Source organism: Roseococcus sp. SYP-B2431 (assembly GCF_004336745.1).
In the GTDB taxonomy this organism is placed as follows: Bacteria; Pseudomonadota; Alphaproteobacteria; order Acetobacterales; family Acetobacteraceae; genus Roseococcus.
Map to the genome: position 1 here is coordinate 300,981 of NZ_SJXD01000027.1, position 18,521 is coordinate 319,501.

Here is an 18,521-nt window from a genome sequence, read left to right on the forward strand (position 1 = left end):
TCGCCCGGCGCGGTTGTCCAGGCCACCAAGGCGCGCTTCACTCGCGGAATGAAAGCCTTCCACCATCCTGACGAAGCGCGGCATTCCCCTCGGTTCTTCCTGACGCGCGGCACCCTGCGCCCGAACTTCGAGATTCCGGCGCGCGCCGCCTCGCTGCGGGCCGGGCTGGATGGGCTGGGCATCGTGCCTGAGGCGACGAAGCCCGCCACGCGCGAGGAGCTGCTGACGCTCAACACGCCGGATTATCTGGACTTCCTCGAGCAGGCCGCCGCGCAATGGGCCGAACTGCCCGGGGCCGGCGCGGAGATCGTGGCCAATATCCACCCGACGCCGGAGATGCTGGCGCAGATGGCGCGCGCGCCCGGCCATGTCATCTCACGGGCCGGCATGCACATGGCCGACACCGCCTGCCCCATCGGCCCCGGCACCTGGGAGGCCTCGATCGGCGCCGCCGGCTGCGCGCTGGCGGCGGCGGATGCCGTCGCGAAAGGGGGCGTCGCCTATGCTCTTTGCCGCCCGCCCGGCCACCATGCCTATGCGAGCCGCGCCGGCGGCCATTGCTACATCAACAACAGCGCGCTCGCCGCCCAGCGCCTGCGGGATTCGGGCGCCGCGCGCGTGGCCGTGCTCGACATCGACAGCCACCACGGCAACGGCACGCAGGGCATCTTCTGGGAGCGCGAGGACGTGCTCACCGTTTCGATTCACGGCGACCCGACGCGCTACTATCCGTGGTACGTCGGCTTCGCCGAGGAGACGGGAACGGCCAACCTCAACCTTCCGCAGCCCTTCGGCACCGGCGACGAGGGCTGGCTGGCCGCGCTCGACACCGCCATCGCCGCGATCCGCCGCTTCCGCCCCGATGCGCTCGTCGTGCCTCTGGGCTTCGATGCCAGCGAGTTCGAGCCACTGGCCGCGCTGAAGGTCACGCAGGAGGGCTTCGCCCGCGCCGGCGCGGCCATCGGCGCGCTGAGGCTGCCGACCGTGCTCTGCCAGGAGGGCGGCTACAACGTGGATCTGCTCGGCACCCTGCTGCAGCGCTTCCTCACCGGCTTCGGAGAAGCGTGATGAACCAACTGGCCCCCCTCGTCCTCGACACCCATATCGACATCCGCTGGCCCGAGACGCCCGACTGGCTCTCCGACACCCCGCAATGCGTGGACCTGCCGAAAATGATCGCCGGCGGCATGAGCGCCGCGGTCTTCATCGCCTATGTCGGCCAGGGCGCGCGCGACCATGCGGGCCATGCGGCGGCCGCGGCGCGGGCCGAGGCCATGCTGCACCACATCCGAGCCCGCGCCGACGGCGTCGCCAGCCGCTTCTGCGCCACGCCGGACGAGGTGGAGGCCGCCTTCGCGGCCGGCACCCCCGCCGTGCTCTCCGCCGTGGAGAACGGCTATGCCATGGGGCTGGACCTGGGCCGGATCACCCAATGGCGGCGGCTCGGCGCCATTTACCTCACGTTCACCCATGACGGGCACAACGCCCTGTCGGACAGCGCGCGGCCGCGCAAGAATCTTGGCGACAGCGAGAGCGAGCATGGCGGCCTCTCCGCCCTGGGCCGCAGTGCGATCCGCGAGATGAACCGCGCGGGGCTGATGCTCGATGCCTCGCATGTCTCCAAGGCCGGCATGATGCAGGCGGCCGAGCTCTCGCGCGTGCCCATCGCCGTGACGCATACGGCCTGCGCCGCGCTCTGCCCGCATCCGCGCAACCTGGACGACGAGCAGCTCGACATGATCCGCCAGGTGGGCGGTGTCGCGCAGGTCACCGCCGTCGCCTCCTTCCTCAAGGCGCCGGGCGCGAACGGCGTGACGCAGGCGAGCGTCGCGGACCTCGTGGACCATGTGGAGCACGCGATCCGCCGCATCGGCCTCGACCATGTCGGCATCTCGTCCGACTTCGACGGCGGCGGCAGCGTGGTCGGCTGGGCGAACGCCTCCGAGACGCGGAACATCACGGCCGAGCTGGAGCGCCGCGGCTATGGCGCGCGCGAGATCGGGCTGTTGTGGTCGGGGAATTTTCTCCGCGTCTGGCGCCACGTGCTGCGAGGGGCCGGCTGAGGCCGCGACCCACGCGACAGAGCGCGCGATCCGCCTGCCACGCGGTCCGGGCCATGTTCGGCGCTCCAGAAAGGGGGCCGAACATGACCCGCTTCCGCATTCTCTTCGCCTTCGACGCGCTCATCGCGCTCTTCGTGCTGCAGCAGGTTCTTTCCCTTCTCGCGGAGCGCTACAGCTATCCCTCTCTGATGGCGGCCGAGCTCCTGGTCCTCGCGGTCTGCGTGGGCTCCCTTTGGGGGGCCGCGACGCTGAATGGCCAGGGACGATTCTGCCTCGCCAGCCTGGTCCTGCTGATTCCCGCGGTCCCGGCCATGCTGGCGCTGCTGGGGCTCGGCCTCATCATCTTCCTCTTCAGCATCGGCGGGGGCCATCACTAGGCCATGACGAAGTTCCGTCTCCTCTTCGGCATCGACCTGCTCATCCTGGCTTTCGCGATCTGGCAATGCCTCGCGCTCTCGACGTCCCGGCTGGTCTCGACCAACCTGGCGGACGGCACGCGGACGGTGATCCCGCGCGCCTCGGGCGAGATCTGGCTCATGATCTCGCCCATGGTCACGGTGATGGCGTTGGCCTTGGCGGTGCTCGGCGGCGCGGCGATGCTGCATCGGCGCGGGCGGACGGGGCTGGCGACGCTCCTGCTTCTGGCCCTGGCCGTACCGGTCGTGGTGGGCGTGCTGCTGATGCTGGGGCTGATGATCCTCTTCACCCTCGGCACGCCGGGCCGTTAGCCCCTCACGAATCTCCGGTTGCGCGCGGCGCCCTCGATCGGCGCCTCGAGAAACCCGCAGGAGGCGAGAATCTCCGGGATCCCGTTGCCTCCCGCCGCCGCATTCGCGCCGTCGATCTCGACCAGCACCTCGCGCACGTGATCGCCGAGCGTAGCTCGCGCGCCGCGCAGGATCATGGGCTCGATCCCATCCACGTCGAGCTTGATCGCATAGGGCGCCGGCGCGTCCATGTGCCGGAGAAAATCGTCGATCGCGAAGCCGGGCACAGCCTGCCGGAAGCCGCCCTCGCGCGCCTCGATGCTGTGCATGGAGTGGCCCGCCGCCGTGCTCGCCATGTTCAGCGAGACGAGTCGCGTATCCTGCGCGAAGGCCAGGCAATAGGCGGCGATTCGGTCGTCGAAGCCGTTGATCTCGATGTTGCGCACCAGGGCGGCGAAGCTGGAGGCGGAGGGCTCGAAGGCCAGCACGCGCAGGCCCCGCTTCGCCGCGAAAAGGCTGTACAAGCCGATATTCGCGCCGATGTCCCACAGCACCGTGTCCGGCGGCAGGCCCGCGATCCAGGCCACCGTCTCCGGCTCGTCCTGCCCGAAGCCCTGCGGGTCGTGCAGCGCGCGCGCCGAGGGGCATTCCACCAGGATCGGCCCGGCCGGCGTCTCCACGGTCACGCGCTGCAGCAGCGCCTCGGCGACGAGCGCGCGCGTGGAAGCCGCGCGGCGGGGCTTCATGGGCGCGGTCGCCTTGAGCACGAGGCCCGTGAGGAAACGCGCGAGGCTGCGGCTCATGGGATCTTTCAGTCTCCAGCCACGGCGCCCTCGCGCCGCGGGTCGGTGCCGCCGAGCAGCCGGCGCGATTCGCCGTCGCGCTGCACGCGGATGATGTTGGTGCCGGAATTCATCTCGCGCGCCTCGACCGGCACGCCGCGGCCGATCAGGGCCGCCGCCAGGCTCGCCGCCACGGTGCCCTGCTCCAGCTCCGTCAGCGCGTTGAGCGCGCCGACATGCGGCAGCGCTGCGGCGGCCTGCGGGTCGAGGTTCCAGTCGAGCGTAGCGGCCAGGGACTGCACCACATAGCCGATGATGCGCGAGCCCCCGGCGGAGCCGGTGATCAGTTCCAGGTCCCCGCCGCGGAAGGCGATCAGCGGCGACATGGAGGAGCGCGGACGCTTGCCGCCCTCCACGCGATTGGCGACCGGCCGGCCTTCCACCTCGGGCAGGAAGGAAAAGTCGCTCAGCTGGTTGTTCAGCACGAAGCCGCGCACCACCAGGCGCGCGCCGAAGGCGCTCTCGACCGTGGTGGTCATCGACAGCGCGCGCCCCTCCGCATCGACGATGGCGATATGCGCGGTGCCGTTCTCCGGCTGCGGCGGCTGGCTCGCGAGCGGCGGGCCGAAGCGGCGTGGATTGCCCGGGCGCGGCGCGCTGTTCGCGCGATCCAGCGAGAGCATCTGCGCGCGCAGCGTGACATAGGCGGGATCCAGCAGCCCGACGGTCGGCACGGGCGAGAAGCCGGGATCGGCCATGTAGCGGTTGCGGTCGGCGAAGGCGAGGCGGCCGGCCTCGCCGAGCAGCATCGCGGCGTCGATGCCCGCCGGATCGGCATCCATGTCGAAATGGCCGAGCAGGCCGAGGATCTGCAGCACCACCGCGCCGCCCGAGGGCGGCGGCGGCGAACAGACCGTGTAGGCCCGATACGGCAGGCAGATGGCGGCAGCCCGGCGGGGCGCGTAGCCGGCCAGGTCGTCGGCCGTCATCAGCCCCGGATTGGCATGGCGGCGGACGGTGTTGACGATATCGGCCGCGATGGGTCCGCGATGCAGCGCATCGGCCCCCTGCTCGGCGAGCGCGCGCAGCGTCTCGGCGAGCGCGGGATTGCGCAGCGTCGCGCCCTCCGCGAGGGGCGCGCCGGCGGCGTCGAGGAAGAGCGCCCGCGCGGCGGGATCGCGGCGCAGGGTCTCGGCGCTGGTGGCGATGGCCTGCGCGAGCCGGGGCGAGATCGGGAAGCCCTCCTCCGCGAGCCGGATGGCCGGGGCGAAGAGATCGGCCCAGGGCAGCTTGCCATGCGCGCGATGCGCATCCTCCAGCATGCGCATCGCCCCCGGCACGCCGACCGCGCGGCCGCCGACGATCGCTTCCAGAAAGGCCATGGGGCGGCCATCCCGGAGAAAGAGATCGCCGCGCACGGCGGCCGGCGCCGTCTCCCGCCCGTCCCAGGCGGCGAGCTCGCGCGAGCCGGGATTCCAGTGCAGCAGGAAGGCGCCGCCGCCGATGCCCGAGGCCTGCGGCTCCACCAGGCTCAGCACGGCCTGCACCGCGACGGCCGCATCGACCGCCGAGCCGCCGGCGCGGAGCATGGCCCGGCCCGCCTCGGCCGCGAGCGGATGCGAGGCCACCACCATCTGACGCTCCGCCACGACCGGCTGGGCCAGCGTGGCGGCCGGAAGCAGCAGCAGCAAGGCAAGGAGCGGCGCGCGGATCACGCCGCCGGCTTAGCGCGGTTTCGGCGGCCGGTCACGCGGCGCGGCGCAGCCCCCGCCTTCCGCGATAGGCGAGCGCCTCGGCGACATGCGCGCGCCGAACATCGGCGAAGCCCGCGAGGTCGGCGATGGTGCGCGACAGCCGGATCGTGCGCACGAAGCCGCGCGCGGAGAGGCCCAGCCGCTCGGCCGCCTGCTCCAGCAGATGCTTCGCCTCAACGTCGAGCCGTGCCGTGTCCTGCAGGATCGTGCCGTCGGCCGCCGCGTTGTGGCGCGGGCCCTCCTCGCCGTAGCGCGCGCGCTGGATGCCGCGCGCGGCCTGCACGCGCGCGGCGACGTTGCGCGTGGGCTCGCCGGCGGGGGCTCGGGCCATCTCGGCGGCCGGCACGCCCTGCACCTCGATCGTGATGTCCATGCGGTCGAGCAGCGGGCCGCTCAGCTTGTCGGAATATTCCTCGCCGCAGCGCGGCGCGCGCGAGCACTCGCGCGCCGTCTCGCCGAGATGGCCGCAGCGGCAGGGGTTCATCGCCGCGATGCACTGGAAGCGCGCGGGATAGCTCACATGCGCATTGGCGCGCGCGATGACGGCGCGGCCCGTCTCCATGGGCTGGCGAAGCGCCTCCAGCGCGGGGCGCGGGAATTCCGGCCATTCGTCGAGGAAGAGCACACCGTGATGCGCCAGGCTGATCTCGCCCGGCCGCGCGCGGTTGCCGCCGCCGATGAGCGCCGCCTGGCTCGCGGAATGGTGCGGCTCACGGAAGGGCGGACGGGTGAGCAGGCGGCCGTCGCGCAGCAGGCCGGCGACGGAGTGGATCATCGAGAGCTCCAGCGCCTCCGAGGGCGTGAGCTCCGGCAGCAGGCCCGGCAGCCGGGCGGCGAGCATGGACTTCCCCGCGCCCGGCGGGCCGATCATCAGCAGATTGTGCCCCCCGGCCGCCGCGATCTCCAGGCCCCGCTTGGCCGTTTCCTGGCCCTTCACCTCGGAGAGGCAGGGCCCGCGCCACTCCTCGTGCTGCAACGCCGGGGGCTGCGGCGGGCTCATCACCTGCACGCCGCGGAAGTGGTTGAGCAGCATGGGCAGGTCGGCGGGCGCCAGCACCTCGCCGCGTCCGGCCCAGGCCGCCTCCCCGCCCTGCGCCGCCGGGCAGATCAGGCCGAGGCTGCGGGCGGAGGCACCGAGGGCCGCCGGCAGCACGCCCGCCACCGGCAGGATGGAGCCGTCCAGCGACAGCTCGCCCAGCGCCGCGAAGCCCGCCAGTTCGTCGCGCGGGATGACCTCCATCGCGGCCAGCAGCGCCAGCGCGATGGGAAGATCGTAATGGCTCCCCTCCTTCGCGAGATCGGCCGGCGCCAGGTTCACCAGCACGCGCTTGGCGGGCAAAGCGAGACCGAGGCCGGTCAGCGCCGCGCGGACCCGTTCCCGGCTCTCGGCGACGGCCTTGTCGGCGAGTCCCACCACCAGGAAGGCCGGGAGGCCGGGTGCCAGTTGCACCTGCACCTCCACGGGCACGGCCTGGATGCCGGCAAAGGCGAAGGTGGCGATGCGCGCGAGGCTCATGCGCTTCTGGGTCCCATCCACAACGTCCGGTTGCAACACGTCTTCTCGCGCCATTCCGGCGCCCGGGTCACGCCCCGCCCAGGACGGAAGCACTAGCCCGCGAGAGCTGCCCGAACCATTCGCATGAACTCATCGAGCTTCGCGCCGTCGAGCCAGCGCGAGACGGCGACGATCTCCTCCGCAGGCTCCATCCAGGTCGTGGCGCCGCCGGCGCCGGAGAAGCAGACGGCCTTCTCGCTCGAACTGGGCCATTTCGTGCGGCCGGTGTTGAGCCAGAAAAGGAAGCCGTAATGCGGGTTCAGCGCGCAGGGGGTTCTGCAGAGGTCGAGCCATTCCTTCCGGATGAGCTCGCGCCCCTTCCACTGGCCGTCCGCCGCGACGAGGAGACCGACCTTCACCTGGTCCTCGGCGCTGATGATGAGGCCGCCGCCCCAGTGGCCGCCGCCCGAGACGCTCTCGATCATCCCGCCGCCGACCTCGACCTGCGAGGTGGTATAGCCGCGCCAGGTCCAGTCCTTGCTGGCCCCGATCGGGTCCATGATGCGCTCGGCGAAGACCTCCGGCAGGGGCCGCCTGAAGAGGTAGAGCAGCGCCACCGACAGCGCGTTCACCCGGACGTCGTTGTATTCCCAATAGCCTCCGGGCTCGGCCAGCGGGCGTGTGCTGCGCTTCTTTCCCTGTCCTTCCACGCCGAGGCTGCGGCCGCGGTCGATCAGGTCGCTCTTGCCGAAGAGCGTGCCCTCCCATTCCGATGTGTTCGTGAGCAGGTGCCGCCAGGTCACCGCGCCGTTGCGCGGGCCGGCGAACGCCTCGTGCGGCACCGTCCCGGACACCTTCGCATCAAGGTCCGGCAACAGCCCGTCGCGCCAGGCGAGACCGGCGAGGATGGCCAGGTAGCTCTTGGCCACGCTGAAGGTCATGTCCGCGCGGGCGGGGTCGCCCCATTCGGCGACGCGCTTGCCGTGCCAGTAGATGACGCCGTTCGGCCCGCCGCGCGGCGCGGTCGGGCCGATCACCTCGTTGTCGGGCGCCGGCTCGAAGAATCCGGATTCCAGATGGGCCAGGATGTCGCGGGGCCAGGGCGTCTCGTTCGCCGCCGCAAAATCGACGGCAGCCTTCAATGCGGGAGTCATGCGGTGGGCCTTAGGTGCTTTCTCGGGCCCGCATCTGACCCGCGCGCGCGGGCATCGGCAAGAGGCCCGCGCCCATTGTCCAGGTCCGGGACGCCTCGCCCCAGATCCGTCAGGCCGCGCGGCCGCCGACGCCGGCCGGGCCCGGCAGCTCGATGTCGATCGCAAGGGTGGAGAAGTCGCCCCCGCGCTCGAGGTTCACCTGCACCTTGTCGGGATCGATCGAGACATAGCGCGCGACCACCTGCACCAGCTCCTGCTGCAGCTTGGGCAGGAAATCGTCCTTGGTGCGGCTCACCCGCTCATGGCTGATGATGACCTGCAACCGGTCCTTCGCCGTGGACGCGGAGCCCTGGGTCTCGCGTTCCTTGCGGAAGAAGTTCAGCCAGCTCATGCGGCCCTCCCACCGAAGAGCCGCCCGAGGAGGCCCTTCTTCTTCTCGACCTCGATGAAACGGTGCGGCTTCTCCTCCCCGAGGAAACGGGACACCGCATCAGCATAAGCCTGTCCCGCCTGGCTTTCCGTGTCCATGATAACCGGACTGCCGGCGTTGGAAGCCTTGAGCACGCTCTCGCTCTCGGGGATCACGCCGAGCAGCGGGATCGCCAGGATCTCCAGCACGTCCTCCAGCTTCAGCATCTCGCCGCGCTCGACGCGGACAGGATCGTAGCGGGTGAGCAGCAGATGCTGCTTGACCGGCTCCTTCTTCTCCTCGGCGCGCTTCGACTTGGACTGCAGCACGCCCAGGATGCGGTCGCTGTCCCGGACCGAGCTGACCTCGGGATTGGTGACCACGATCGCCTGGTCGGCGAAGTAGAGCGCCAGCAGCGCGCCCTTCTCGATGCCGGCAGGGCTGTCGCAGAGGATATAGTCGAATTCCTTCGACAGCTCCTCGATGATGGTCGCGACGCCCTCCTTGGTCAGCGCGTCCTTGTCGCGCGTCTGGGACGCGGGAAGGATGCTAAGGCCGGGGACGCGCTTGTCCTTGATGAGGGCCTGCGAGAGCTTCGCCTCGCCCTGCACGACGTTCACGATGTCGAAGACCACCCGCCGCTCGACGCCCATGATGAGGTCGAGGTTGCGCAGGCCGACGTCGAAGTCGATGACCACGGTCTTCTTGCCGCGCTGTGCGAGGCCGGTGGCGATGGCGGCGGAGCTCGTGGTCTTGCCCACTCCCCCCTTGCCCGACGTGACGACGATCACCTGCGCCATGTTTGGTTCCTTGCTGAAATGGGGGGCTGGAGTTGTCACCGGCTCACCCAAGGGGATCGAACCGCAATTGCTCGCCGTCGAGGCGCACCTGCACCCCGCGGCCAATGGGGGTCGCGGAAAGGCCCTCGCGCACCGCGTAGAAGCCGGAGATGGCGACCAGCTCGGGGTCGAAATTCTGCGCGAAGATCCGCGCCTCGGCATCCTCGGAAGCGCCGGCCACGGCCCGGCCGCGCAGCGATCCGTAGATATGGATGTTCCCGTCCGCGATGACCTCGGAGCCGGCATTCACCGAGCCCACGACGATCAGGTCGCTGCCCTGGGCATAGATGCGCTGCCCGGCGCGGATATTCTGGGTGATCATCATGCTGCGCGCCATCGCGGGGCGCGGCGCTTCCGGCGCCGGCGCGGGAGCCATGTTCACCGGCGGCGCGCCGACCGGCGAGGGGGCCTCGACCTCGGTCTCGCGCTGCCCCGCGGGGCGCAGCGTGGGCAGGCCGGCGCCGGCGGCGGCCGCGCGCAGCGGCTGGGCACCGCCGACCACGCCGATCGGCAGGATCTCGAGCGCGCGAAGCCCCTGGATCAGCGCGGGAAAGTCCACCTGCTCGCCGCCCAGATCGTCGAGGCCAATGGCAATGGGGGCGAAGCGCAGGAAGCCGGGGGCCTTGCGGAACTGGTCTCCGAGCGCCGGCAGCACCGCCTGCACGTCGCCCGTCAGCAGGCGCAGCGTGAGCAGGCTGTAGTTGCTCGCGCGCAGTCGGAAGGTCTCGGGGGGCGAGGCGGGCCTCGCGGTGGCTGACATGGGTTCCTGGGGCTTCCCGGACGAAGATGGCGAAGGGACCGTGATAGCCGGCCCGGGGCCGCCAGCGAAGCCCCAACTGTCGGGAGGGTGGGTGGAATCCGCGCCGAATCGGCCTCATGCTGCCCGCATGACCGAGATCGTGACCCTCGCCGAGCCCTTTCGTGCCCTGTTCTATGCGCCTTATTATCTGGCGGAGGTCCGCGGCGCCTTCGCCCGCCAGGGGCTGGAGGTGCGGATGGAGACCGCCGGCACCACCGTCCTGGCGGCGGAAGCCGTCTTCTCCGGCCGGGCGGACGTGGCCTGGAGCGGGCCGATGCGCGTGATGCAGCACCGGGCCGCCGACCCGGCCTCTCCCATCACGGCCTTCTGCGCGGTGATCATGCGCGACCCCTTCCTGGTGGTGGGGCGCGCGCCGCGCGAGGGGCTGCACCTGGCGGAGCTGCCGCTGATGCGGCTCGGGCTGGTGACGGAGGTTCCCACGCCGGTCTGGTGCCTGGCCAATGCGGTGGCCAAGGCCGGCGGCCAGAAGCTCAAGGACCGCTCCGGCGGGACCATGGCGCAGAACATGGCGCGGCTGCTGGACGGGACGCTGGATGCCATCCAGGTCTTCGAGCCCTTCGCCGCCGAGGCCGAGGCGGCCGGGGCCAGCGTCTGGTACGCCCAGGCGGAAGCGGGGCTGATGGCCTATTCCTCGCTCTACGCCAGGCAGGAGACGCTGACGGAGCGGCGGGAGGCGATGCGCGGCATGGTGCGCGCGCTTTCCGAGACGCTGGACTGGCTGGCCCGTGCCGATGCGGCCGAGGTCGCGGCGCTGCTGGAGCCCTATTTCCCGGATGTCCCGCCGGAGATCCGGATGCGGGCCGTCGCGCGCTACCGGGATGTCGGCCTCTGGGGCGACGGGCCGCGCTTTCCGCGCGCCGCCTTCGACGCGCTGGGCGAGGCCATGCTGCGGGCGAAGACGCTCCCGCATCTCCCGGCCTTCGAGATCTGCGTCGACGAGGCGGTGGTCGAGGAGGCGCTGGCTTGAGGACGCCCCCTGGCACCCGCGCCGACTACCGCTGGTTCCGGCCGCTACCGCTGCGCTGGATGGACAACGACATCTACGGCCACATGAACAACGTCCAGCACTACAGCCTCTTCGACACGCTGGTCGCGCATTTCCTGCTGGCGAACGGTGTGCTGGACCTGAAGACCAGCACTGAGGTCGGCCTCGTCGTCGAGACAGGCTGCCGCTACCACGCGCCGGCCGCCTTCCCCGACGGGATCACCGGCGGGCTGCGCGTCACGCGGCTCGGCGGCTCCTCCATCACCTATGGGCTGGCGCTGTTCCGTAACGACGGGGATCAGGCGATCGCCGAGGGCCACTTCACCCATGTCTATGTGAAGCGCAACGAACAGTCCCGGACGGTGCCACTCCCGCCGGCGCTGCGGGCGGCGGCGGAGCCCCTGCTGGCTTGACGGCGGGCGGATTCCCAGCGTCCCTCGCGGCGAAATTCCCGGGAGCCAGACATGCCTGAGCTGAAGAACCTCGCCATCCTCGACGACTACCAGGGCGTCACCCTGAAGCTCGGCCCCTGGGACCGGCTGCCCGGCCTGACGAAGACCGTCTTCCGCGACACCATCGCCGACCAGGACCGGCTGGTGGAGCGGCTGCTGCCCTTCGACGCCATCCTCGCCATGCGCGAGCGCACCCCCTTTCAGCGTGCGCTGATCGAGCGCCTGCCGAACCTGAAGCTCCTCATGACCACGGGCGAGCGGAACCGCGGCATCGACGCGGCCGCCTGCGCCGAGCGCGGCATCACCTTCAGCGGCACGCCCAGCTTCGGTGCGCCCACGGTGGAGATCACCATCGGGCTGATCATCTCGCTGGCGAGAAAGTTCCCATCAGAGACGGCGTCGCTGCTCGCGGGGCGATGGCAGTCCGGGCTGGGCACGACGCTGGAGGGCAAGACGCTCGGCGTGGTGGGCCTGGGCAAGCTCGGCAGCAAGGTGGCCAAGGTGGGCCAGGCGCTGGGCATGAAGGTCATCGCCTGGAGCCAGAACCTAACGGAGGACACCGCCGCCTCGCACGGCGCGACCCGCGTGGACAAGGCGACGCTCTTCGCCGAGGCCGATGTGGTGACGCTGCACCTCATCCTATCCGAGCGATCCCGCGGCGTCGTCGGCACCGGGGACCTCGCGCGGATGAAGCCGACCGCCTTCCTGGTGAATACCTCGCGCGGGCCCCTGGTGGATGAGGACGCGCTGATCTCCGCCCTCAAGGGCGGGCGGATCGCCGGCGCCGGCATCGACGTCTTCGACATCGAGCCTCTGCCGGCGGGCCATCCGCTGCTCTCCGCGCCGAACACGCTGCTGACCCCGCATCTCGGCTATTCCACGGAGGAGAACTACCGCCGCTACTTTACCGGCGCGGTCGAAGCCATTGAGGCCTTCAATGCCGGCGCACCGATCCGCGTCATCACTTGAGGCGGTCACTGCCCGGCCCTTGGGCGGGCAGCCCAGAGGAGAGGCAGTCCGGCGCCTGACTGACGCCGGATGCGGCCGCAGACCCCTTGCTTGCGGCCGGGGCGGGCTCAAAAACGGAGCGCGCCATCAACAAGGGAGACGCATGCCATGAGCCTCGATCGCCGGACGCTTCTTGTCGCCTCCACCGCCGCCGCATCGTTGTCCACTCCCGCAATCGTCGCGGCCCAGGGCACGCGGGTGAAGATGGGCGCGCTGCGCCTGATCCACTCGATCACCCCCTTCTTCTACGAGCGCTTCATGCCCGAGGGGATGACAGTCGAGGTCATTCCCTTCGAGAGCCCGACCGAGGGCAAGAATGCCGTCGTCACCCGCTCCGTCGATTTCGGTGCCTTCGGCGTGGCCGCCGGCATCCTGGGCGCCGCGGCGCGCGAGCCGGTGACTGTCATCGGCTCCTGCTGCGACAAGGGCATGGCCATCGTCGCCCGCAAGGACGGGCCGATCAACACGCTGGCCGACCTGCGCGGCAAGCGCGTCGGCATCTGGCCGGGCTCGACGCAGGAGGTCTTCGTGCGCGAGCGGCTGCGAATGGAGGGGATGAACATCCGCGACATCACGAACATCCGCGTGAGCTTCAGCGAGATGCATGCGGCGCTGGCCCGCGGCGACATCGATGCCTATGTGGGCGCCGAGCCGGGGCCGGGCATCAGCCAGGTGACCGGCATCGGCAAGGTGGTGGAATTCCCCTACTCGACCGCCATGGGCACGCTGAACATGATCTTCGCGACCCATTACGAGACGGCCCAGCGCAATCCGCAGCTCTGCGCGGCGATGATGGGGGTGCACAGGCGCGCCTCGGTCTTCGCTTCGGGCAACAAGCCGGCGGCGATCGAAATGGCAGTCCAGAAGCTCGGCATGCAGCGACCGGCGCTGGAGGTCAGCATCGAGAATGTGGACCTGAACTGGCAGATGACGCCGGTGATGATCGAGCGCAGCCGCACCTACGCCCAGCACATGCTGGAACTGCAGCAGATCCGGGCCATCCCCGACTTCAACCTCTTCTTCAACACCCGCTTCTCCGACGAGGCGGCGCGCGCCGCTTGAGCCCGCCGGCTTCCCGGTTCGGCACGCAGAACGTCATCCTAGCGCTCTGCGCACCGGTCCTCTTCCTGATCTTTTGGCACGTCTCCACGGCAGGGCGGGCCTTCAGCCTGATCCCGCCGCCGCTGGAGGTGGGCAAGCAGCTCTGGGATCTCGCCTTCGGCGGCGTCTGGGACGATCTTTATTCGGCGACGCTGCTGGAGCATGCGGTGGCGAGCGTCAGCCGTGTCTACGGAGGGTTCCTGCTGGCGGCCGCCTGCGCGCTGCCGCTGGGCATGCTGATCGGCCGCGTGGCGCTGGTGCGGGCCACGCTGGATCCGACGTTGCAGCTGATGCGTCCCATCCCTGTCACGGCCTGGCTGCCGCTGGCGATGATCGTCTTCGGCATCGGCCCGACCTCGGCCTTCTTCCTGGTTTTTCTGGGCGCCTTCTACCCCATGCTGGTCAACACCATCTTCGGCGTGCGCAACGTGGAGCCCCGGCTCTTCGAGGCGGCGGTGATGCTGGGCGTCAGCCCTTCCGCGCTGTTCTGGAAGGTGGTGCTGCCGGCCTCGCTGCCCTCCATCTTCACGGGGCTGCGGCTCGGCCTCGGCTTCGCCTGGGTGGTGATCGTCGTGGGCGAGATGACCGGAGTGCAGACCGGGCTGGGGGCCATCATCATGGAGGCGCGGCAGCTCTCGCGCACGGAGATCGTCATCAGCGGGATGATCGCCATCGGGCTGCTCGGCTACGTGTCGGACTACCTGGTGCAGCTCCTGGGCAAGCGCCTGCTTCGCTGGAGCCCGCAGCATGGCTGAGCCGCTCAATATCCTCGACATCACCCATGTCACGAAGCGCTTCGACTTCCAGGGCACGCAGATCGTCGCGCTCTCGGACGCCTCGCTCACCATCCGCAAGGGCGAGTTCGTCTGCCTGATCGGGCCATCCGGCTGCGGCAAGTCCACGCTGCTGCGGATGATCGGCGGCTTCGAGACAGCCAGCGAAGGTCGGCTCGCCATGTGGGACACGCCCATCGGCAAGCCTGGCCCGGATCGCGGCATGGTGTTCCAGGATTACGGCCTCTTTCCCTGGCTGACGGTGGCGAAGAATGTCGGCTTCGGGCCGGCGGCGCGCGGGCGGCCCTCTGCCGAGGTCGCGGAGACCACCAAGCGCTTCGTGGACATGGTGGGGCTGACCCGCTTCGCCGACGCCTATCCGCACCAGCTCTCGGGCGGCATGAAGCAGCGCGTCGCCATCGCGCGCGTGCTGGCCAACGAGGCCGAGGTCGTGCTGATGGACGAGCCCTTCGGCGCGCTCGATGCCATGACACGCGAGAATCTCCAGCAGGAGCTGCTGGAGATCTGGGAGCGGACCAGGCTCACCGTGATCTTCGTGACGCACGCCATCGAGGAGGCCATCCTGCTCGCCGACCGGATCGTGGTCATGTCGCCTGGCCCGGGGCGTATCGTGGCCGACGAGCACGTGGAGCTGCCGCGCCCGCGCGACCCGACCGATCCGGACTTCAACGCGCTGCGCCGCCACTTCTCCGGGATGCTGGGACACCACTGATGAAGCCTGTCGATCGCATCGACTATGCGGCGCCGCAGGACCGCCCGCGGCGCTCGGGGCCGGATGGCGCGAAGGTACTCGTCTTCTTCGTCGTCAACGTCGAGGAATGGGGCATCGAGCGCCCCATGCCGCGCCAGGTGCTGCCGGCGCCGACCAACCTGCCCGTGGTGCCGGACCTCGCGAACTGGGCCTGGCACGAATACGGGATGCGCGTAGGCTTCTGGCGCCTGCTCAAGGCCTGCGAGGCGCGTGGGATCAGGCCCACGCTCTCGATCAACGGCAATGTCTGCAACGCCTATCCGGCGGTGGCCCAGGCCGCGCACGAGGCCGGCTGGGAGTTCATGGGTCACGGCTTCAAGCAGGTCCCGACGCATCAGATCGAGGACCAGCGCGCCATGGTGCGCGAGACCGTGGAGACCATCGCGCGCTTCACCGGCAAGCCGCCGGTGGGCTGGCTCGGGCCGGGACTGACGCAGACGCTGGAAACGACGGACATCCTCGCCGGGCATGGCATCCGCTACTGCGCCGACTATGTGGTGGACGACGTGCCCGTGCCGGTACGGACCGCGCATGACCCCATCTGGTCCATGCCCTATTCCGTCGAACTCAACGACATCCCAATGATCATGGTGCAGCACCATCGCGCGGCCGAACTGCAGGAGCGCACCATGGCCCAGCTCAACCGGCTGCTCGACGAGGCGCAGACCGAGGGGTGCAAGGTCATGGGCCTCGCCGTGCACCCCTATATCTCGGGCGTGCCGCATCGGATCGGCGTGTTGGAAGCCACGCTCGACGCCATTGCCAGCCGGCCCGGGGCAGTGTTCGCTCAGGGCCGGGACATTCTGGAATGGTGGGAAGCCGCATGAGCCTCGACTGGGGACGTCTAACGCAACGCGAGCGGGACGCTGCTTATAACAACTCCGCAGCCGTGCCCGACAGCCCGAATCTGGTCGAGGAGCGCAACCTCGCCTCCGCGCCATTCCGGCAAGGTTTCGCCCGCACGCTGGATCTGCCCTACGGCGAGGGCCAGCGCGAGCAGTGGGACCTCTATCCGGGCAAGGACCCCTCCGCGCCGACGCTGGCCTTCATCCATGGCGGCTACTGGCAGCGCAACCGGCGCGAGGACTTCGCCATCCTCGCCGAGGGCGCGCTGGCCATGGGCTGGAACGTGGCCATCTGCGGCTACAGCCTCTGCCCCGAGGTCACCATGACGCGCATCGCCTACCAGATCCACGCGGCGCTGGACTGGCTCTCGGCGCATGGGGCGGAGCATGGTCTGGCGGGGCCGATCGTGCTGAGCGGCTGGAGCGCCGGCGGCCACCTGACGGCGCTGGGCGCCGAGCATCCGGCCGTGACGGCGGCCATCGCGATCTCAGGCATCTACGAGTTGGGGCCGGTGCGCGACACATACCTCAATGCCGCCCTGAAGCTGACCGACGAGGAGATCGTCGAGCTCTCGCCGATGCGGCGGCCCGTGGTGCAGAAGCCGATCGCCATCGTCTATGGCGGCGCCGAACTGCCGGAGCTCTGCCGCCAGTCGCGCGAGTTCTACGCGCTGCGCGCCGATGCGCAGGCGCCGGGCCCGCTGCTGCACATCCCCGGCGCCGATCATTTCCGCGTGCTCGAGGCGCTGCGGCAGCCCGGCGGCATCATGCTGCGCGTCGCGGCAGAACTGCTGCTTTGACCCCACCGGCCGCGTTCACCCTGGACGCGCTGGCTGGCTTCTACACCGCCGGCGGCTCGCCCGTCGCGGTGGCGCAGGAAGCGCTGGCCCGGATCGAGGCCTATGCCGATCCGGCGCTGTTCATCACGCAGGTGCCGCGCGAGGAGCTTCTCGCCCGCGCGGCGTCGCTGCCGAAGGGACCGCTTTACGGCTGCCCCTTCGTCGTGAAGGACAATATCGACGTGGCCGGCCTGCCGACCACCTCGGCCTGCCCGGACTATCGCTACATGGCCGGCGACGACGCGCCGGTCGTGGCCCGGCTGCTGGCGGCGGGCGCGCTGCTGCTGGGCAAGGTCAACCTCGACCAGCTCGCGGCGGGGCTGAACGGCACGCGCAGCCCCTATGGCACGCCCCGCAACGCCATCCGGGCGGACCTCATCCCTGGCGGCTCGTCGAGCGGATCGGCGACGGCCGTTGCGGCCGGCATTGCAGCCTTCAGCCTCGGCACAGATACGGCCGGCTCCGGCCGGGTCCCCGCCGCCGCGCAGAACCTCGTCGGGCTGAAGCCGAGCCTCGGGCTGATCCCGACGCGCGGCACGGTGCCGGCCTGCCGCTCGTTGGACTGCGTTTCCATCTTCGCCCGCAGCGTGGCGGAAGCCAGCGCGGTGCTGGCGGTCGCAGCCGGCCCGGATACGGCGGATCCCTACAGCCGCGCGGCGCCGCCCTCCTGGCGCGCGATGGAGGCCGCCCCGCCGGCGCTGCGCCTCGCCGTCCCCGAGGCCGCGCAGCTCGTCTTCGATACGCCGGAGGATGCGGCGCTCTTCGACGGAGCCGTCGCGCGCGCCGAGGCCATGGGCGCCACCGTCACGCGCGTGGACATCGGCTCCCTCCTCGGCGTTGCGAAGCGGCTCTACGATGGCGCCTGGGTGGCCGAGAGGACCTCGGCCGTGCGCGAGATGGTGCTGCAAAAGCCGGGCTCGCTGCACCCCGTCACCCGTGGCATTCTCGAAAGCGGCCTGGACCGGAAGACGGTCGACGCCTTCGACGATTTCCACGCCGTGGCCCAGGCACGGCTACTGGCCCGAAGGCTGTTCGCAAGCTGCGACGCGCTGCTGCTGCCCACCTGCCCGGGCGTGCCGACCGTCGCGACGGTGCTGGCCGAACCGGTGGCGGCGAACAGCCGGCTTGGAGTCTACACGAACTTCGTGAACCTCTGCGACCTTGCGGCGCTCGCGATCCCCTCGGGCTTTCGCGCCGACGGCGTGCCGTCCGGCGTGACCTTGGTAGGTCCGGCCTTCAGCGACGGACGCCTGGCCGGCATCGGCGCGGCCATGCATGCGTGGGCCGGGCTCGGCGCGCCTCCTGCCCCGCCACCCCCGGCGCTCGCCGCCGACGAGCTCGCGCTGTTCTGCATCGGCGCGCATATGTCTGGCCTGCCGCTGAACGGTCAGCTGCGCGGCCATGGCGGGCGCTTCCTGCACGCCGCCAGCTCTGCCCCGTGCTACCGGCTCTTCGACCTTGGCAACCGTCCCGGCATGATCCGCATGGCCGAGGGCGGCGCTTCCATCCTCGGCGAGGTCTGGGCGGTTCCGGCGGCGAAACTCGGGCCCTTCCTGGCGGAGATCCCGCCGCCGCTGGGCTTCGGCCGGGTGACGCTCTCCACCGGCGCCACGGTGCTCGGCTTCGTCGCTGAGAGCGAGGGCGTGGCGGGCGCGCCCGAGATCACCACTCGCGGCGGCTGGCGCGCCCATCTGGCCTCCAAAGCCGGCTGAGGCTCGCGATC

The 18,521-nt window shown here is 70.6% G+C and carries 20 protein-coding genes; 13 read left to right on the top strand and 7 right to left on the bottom strand.

Going from position 1 to position 18,521, the window contains the following annotated elements; all coding sequences use genetic code 11:
* Positions 1 to 48: 48 nt before the first annotated feature.
* The 4 genes from EJV46_RS17920 (at position 49) to EJV46_RS17935 (ending at position 2,791) form a co-directional block, all read left to right on the top strand.
* Positions 49 to 1,068: a histone deacetylase family protein gene (locus EJV46_RS17920; protein WP_131550060.1), complete on the top strand. Its 1,020-nt coding sequence runs from the start codon at positions 49 to 51 to the stop codon at positions 1,066 to 1,068.
* Positions 1,068 to 2,063 (top strand): dipeptidase, encoded by a 996-nt coding sequence (locus EJV46_RS17925; RefSeq protein WP_131550061.1) that lies wholly within the window; start codon positions 1,068 to 1,070, stop codon positions 2,061 to 2,063. Before EJV46_RS17920 ends, EJV46_RS17925 begins: the two co-directional genes overlap by 1 nt.
* Positions 2,064 to 2,146: 83 nt before the next feature.
* Entirely contained in the window at positions 2,147 to 2,440 is a 294-nt protein-coding gene (locus tag EJV46_RS17930) for a hypothetical protein (RefSeq protein ID WP_131550062.1), read from the top strand.
* A 3-nt stretch (positions 2,441 to 2,443) separates the two neighbouring features.
* The gene (locus EJV46_RS17935) at positions 2,444 to 2,791 is read left to right on the top strand and encodes a hypothetical protein (protein WP_131550063.1); all 348 of its coding nucleotides are present in this window, start codon (positions 2,444 to 2,446) and stop codon (positions 2,789 to 2,791) included.
* Here EJV46_RS17935 and EJV46_RS17940 read toward each other — a convergent pair.
* From EJV46_RS17940 to minC, 7 genes are all read right to left on the bottom strand, one after another.
* Positions 2,788 to 3,573, bottom strand: coding sequence for an FkbM family methyltransferase (locus tag EJV46_RS17940; RefSeq protein ID WP_131550064.1), 786 nt, complete (start codon positions 3,571 to 3,573; stop codon positions 2,788 to 2,790). The two genes, EJV46_RS17935 and EJV46_RS17940, sit on opposite strands and share 4 nt — an antisense overlap.
* A gap of 8 nt (positions 3,574 to 3,581) precedes the next feature.
* Complete coding sequence (gene ggt / locus EJV46_RS17945) at positions 3,582 to 5,267, bottom strand: gamma-glutamyltransferase (RefSeq protein WP_240782626.1); 1,686 nt, start codon at positions 5,265 to 5,267, stop codon at positions 3,582 to 3,584.
* A 31-nt stretch (positions 5,268 to 5,298) separates the two neighbouring features.
* Positions 5,299 to 6,822 (bottom strand): YifB family Mg chelatase-like AAA ATPase, encoded by a 1,524-nt coding sequence (locus tag EJV46_RS17950; RefSeq protein ID WP_131550065.1) that lies wholly within the window; start codon positions 6,820 to 6,822, stop codon positions 5,299 to 5,301.
* A 92-nt stretch (positions 6,823 to 6,914) separates the two neighbouring features.
* On the bottom strand, positions 6,915 to 7,955 hold the full coding sequence (locus EJV46_RS17955) for a serine hydrolase (protein ID WP_131550066.1): 1,041 nt from the start codon (positions 7,953 to 7,955) through the stop codon (positions 6,915 to 6,917).
* A 109-nt stretch (positions 7,956 to 8,064) separates the two neighbouring features.
* A complete protein-coding gene (minE, locus tag EJV46_RS17960) occupies positions 8,065 to 8,346 on the bottom strand; it encodes a cell division topological specificity factor MinE (RefSeq protein WP_131550067.1) in 282 nt (93 codons plus the stop codon).
* A complete protein-coding gene (minD, locus tag EJV46_RS17965) occupies positions 8,343 to 9,164 on the bottom strand; it encodes a septum site-determining protein MinD (RefSeq protein WP_131550068.1) in 822 nt (273 codons plus the stop codon). The genes minE and minD overlap by 4 nt, the downstream gene beginning before the upstream one ends.
* A gap of 43 nt (positions 9,165 to 9,207) precedes the next feature.
* Positions 9,208 to 9,963 (bottom strand): septum site-determining protein MinC, encoded by a 756-nt coding sequence (gene minC / locus EJV46_RS17970; protein WP_131550069.1) that lies wholly within the window; start codon positions 9,961 to 9,963, stop codon positions 9,208 to 9,210.
* Between the two features lie 127 nt (positions 9,964 to 10,090).
* Here minC and EJV46_RS17975 point away from each other — a divergent pair, with 127 nt between their 5' ends.
* From EJV46_RS17975 to atzF, 9 genes are all read left to right on the top strand, one after another.
* The gene (locus EJV46_RS17975) at positions 10,091 to 10,990 is read left to right on the top strand and encodes an ABC transporter substrate-binding protein (protein WP_165585599.1); all 900 of its coding nucleotides are present in this window, start codon (positions 10,091 to 10,093) and stop codon (positions 10,988 to 10,990) included.
* Positions 10,987 to 11,421: a thioesterase family protein gene (locus tag EJV46_RS17980; protein WP_240782627.1), complete on the top strand. Its 435-nt coding sequence runs from the start codon at positions 10,987 to 10,989 to the stop codon at positions 11,419 to 11,421. The genes EJV46_RS17975 and EJV46_RS17980 overlap by 4 nt, the downstream gene beginning before the upstream one ends.
* Positions 11,422 to 11,472: 51 nt before the next feature.
* Positions 11,473 to 12,429, top strand: a complete 957-nt coding sequence (locus tag EJV46_RS17985) for a D-2-hydroxyacid dehydrogenase family protein (protein WP_131550071.1) — start codon at positions 11,473 to 11,475, stop codon at positions 12,427 to 12,429.
* Between the two features lie 147 nt (positions 12,430 to 12,576).
* Entirely contained in the window at positions 12,577 to 13,530 is a 954-nt protein-coding gene (locus EJV46_RS17990; RefSeq protein WP_131550072.1) for an ABC transporter substrate-binding protein, read from the top strand.
* Positions 13,527 to 14,324 (top strand): ABC transporter permease, encoded by a 798-nt coding sequence (locus EJV46_RS17995; RefSeq protein ID WP_131550073.1) that lies wholly within the window; start codon positions 13,527 to 13,529, stop codon positions 14,322 to 14,324. Before EJV46_RS17990 ends, EJV46_RS17995 begins: the two co-directional genes overlap by 4 nt.
* On the top strand, positions 14,317 to 15,075 hold the full coding sequence (locus EJV46_RS18000; protein WP_131550074.1) for an ABC transporter ATP-binding protein: 759 nt from the start codon (positions 14,317 to 14,319) through the stop codon (positions 15,073 to 15,075). The genes EJV46_RS17995 and EJV46_RS18000 overlap by 8 nt, the downstream gene beginning before the upstream one ends.
* Positions 15,075 to 15,941: a polysaccharide deacetylase family protein gene (locus EJV46_RS18005; protein WP_131550075.1), complete on the top strand. Its 867-nt coding sequence runs from the start codon at positions 15,075 to 15,077 to the stop codon at positions 15,939 to 15,941. The genes EJV46_RS18000 and EJV46_RS18005 overlap by 1 nt, the downstream gene beginning before the upstream one ends.
* Positions 15,938 to 16,759 carry an alpha/beta hydrolase gene (locus EJV46_RS18010; RefSeq protein ID WP_240782628.1) on the top strand — a complete coding sequence of 274 codons (822 nt, stop codon included), beginning with the start codon at positions 15,938 to 15,940 and terminating at the stop codon, positions 16,757 to 16,759. The genes EJV46_RS18005 and EJV46_RS18010 overlap by 4 nt, the downstream gene beginning before the upstream one ends.
* Positions 16,756 to 18,510, top strand: coding sequence for an allophanate hydrolase (atzF, locus tag EJV46_RS18015; protein ID WP_131550077.1), 1,755 nt, complete (start codon positions 16,756 to 16,758; stop codon positions 18,508 to 18,510). Before EJV46_RS18010 ends, atzF begins: the two co-directional genes overlap by 4 nt.
* Positions 18,511 to 18,521 lie beyond the last annotated feature (11 nt).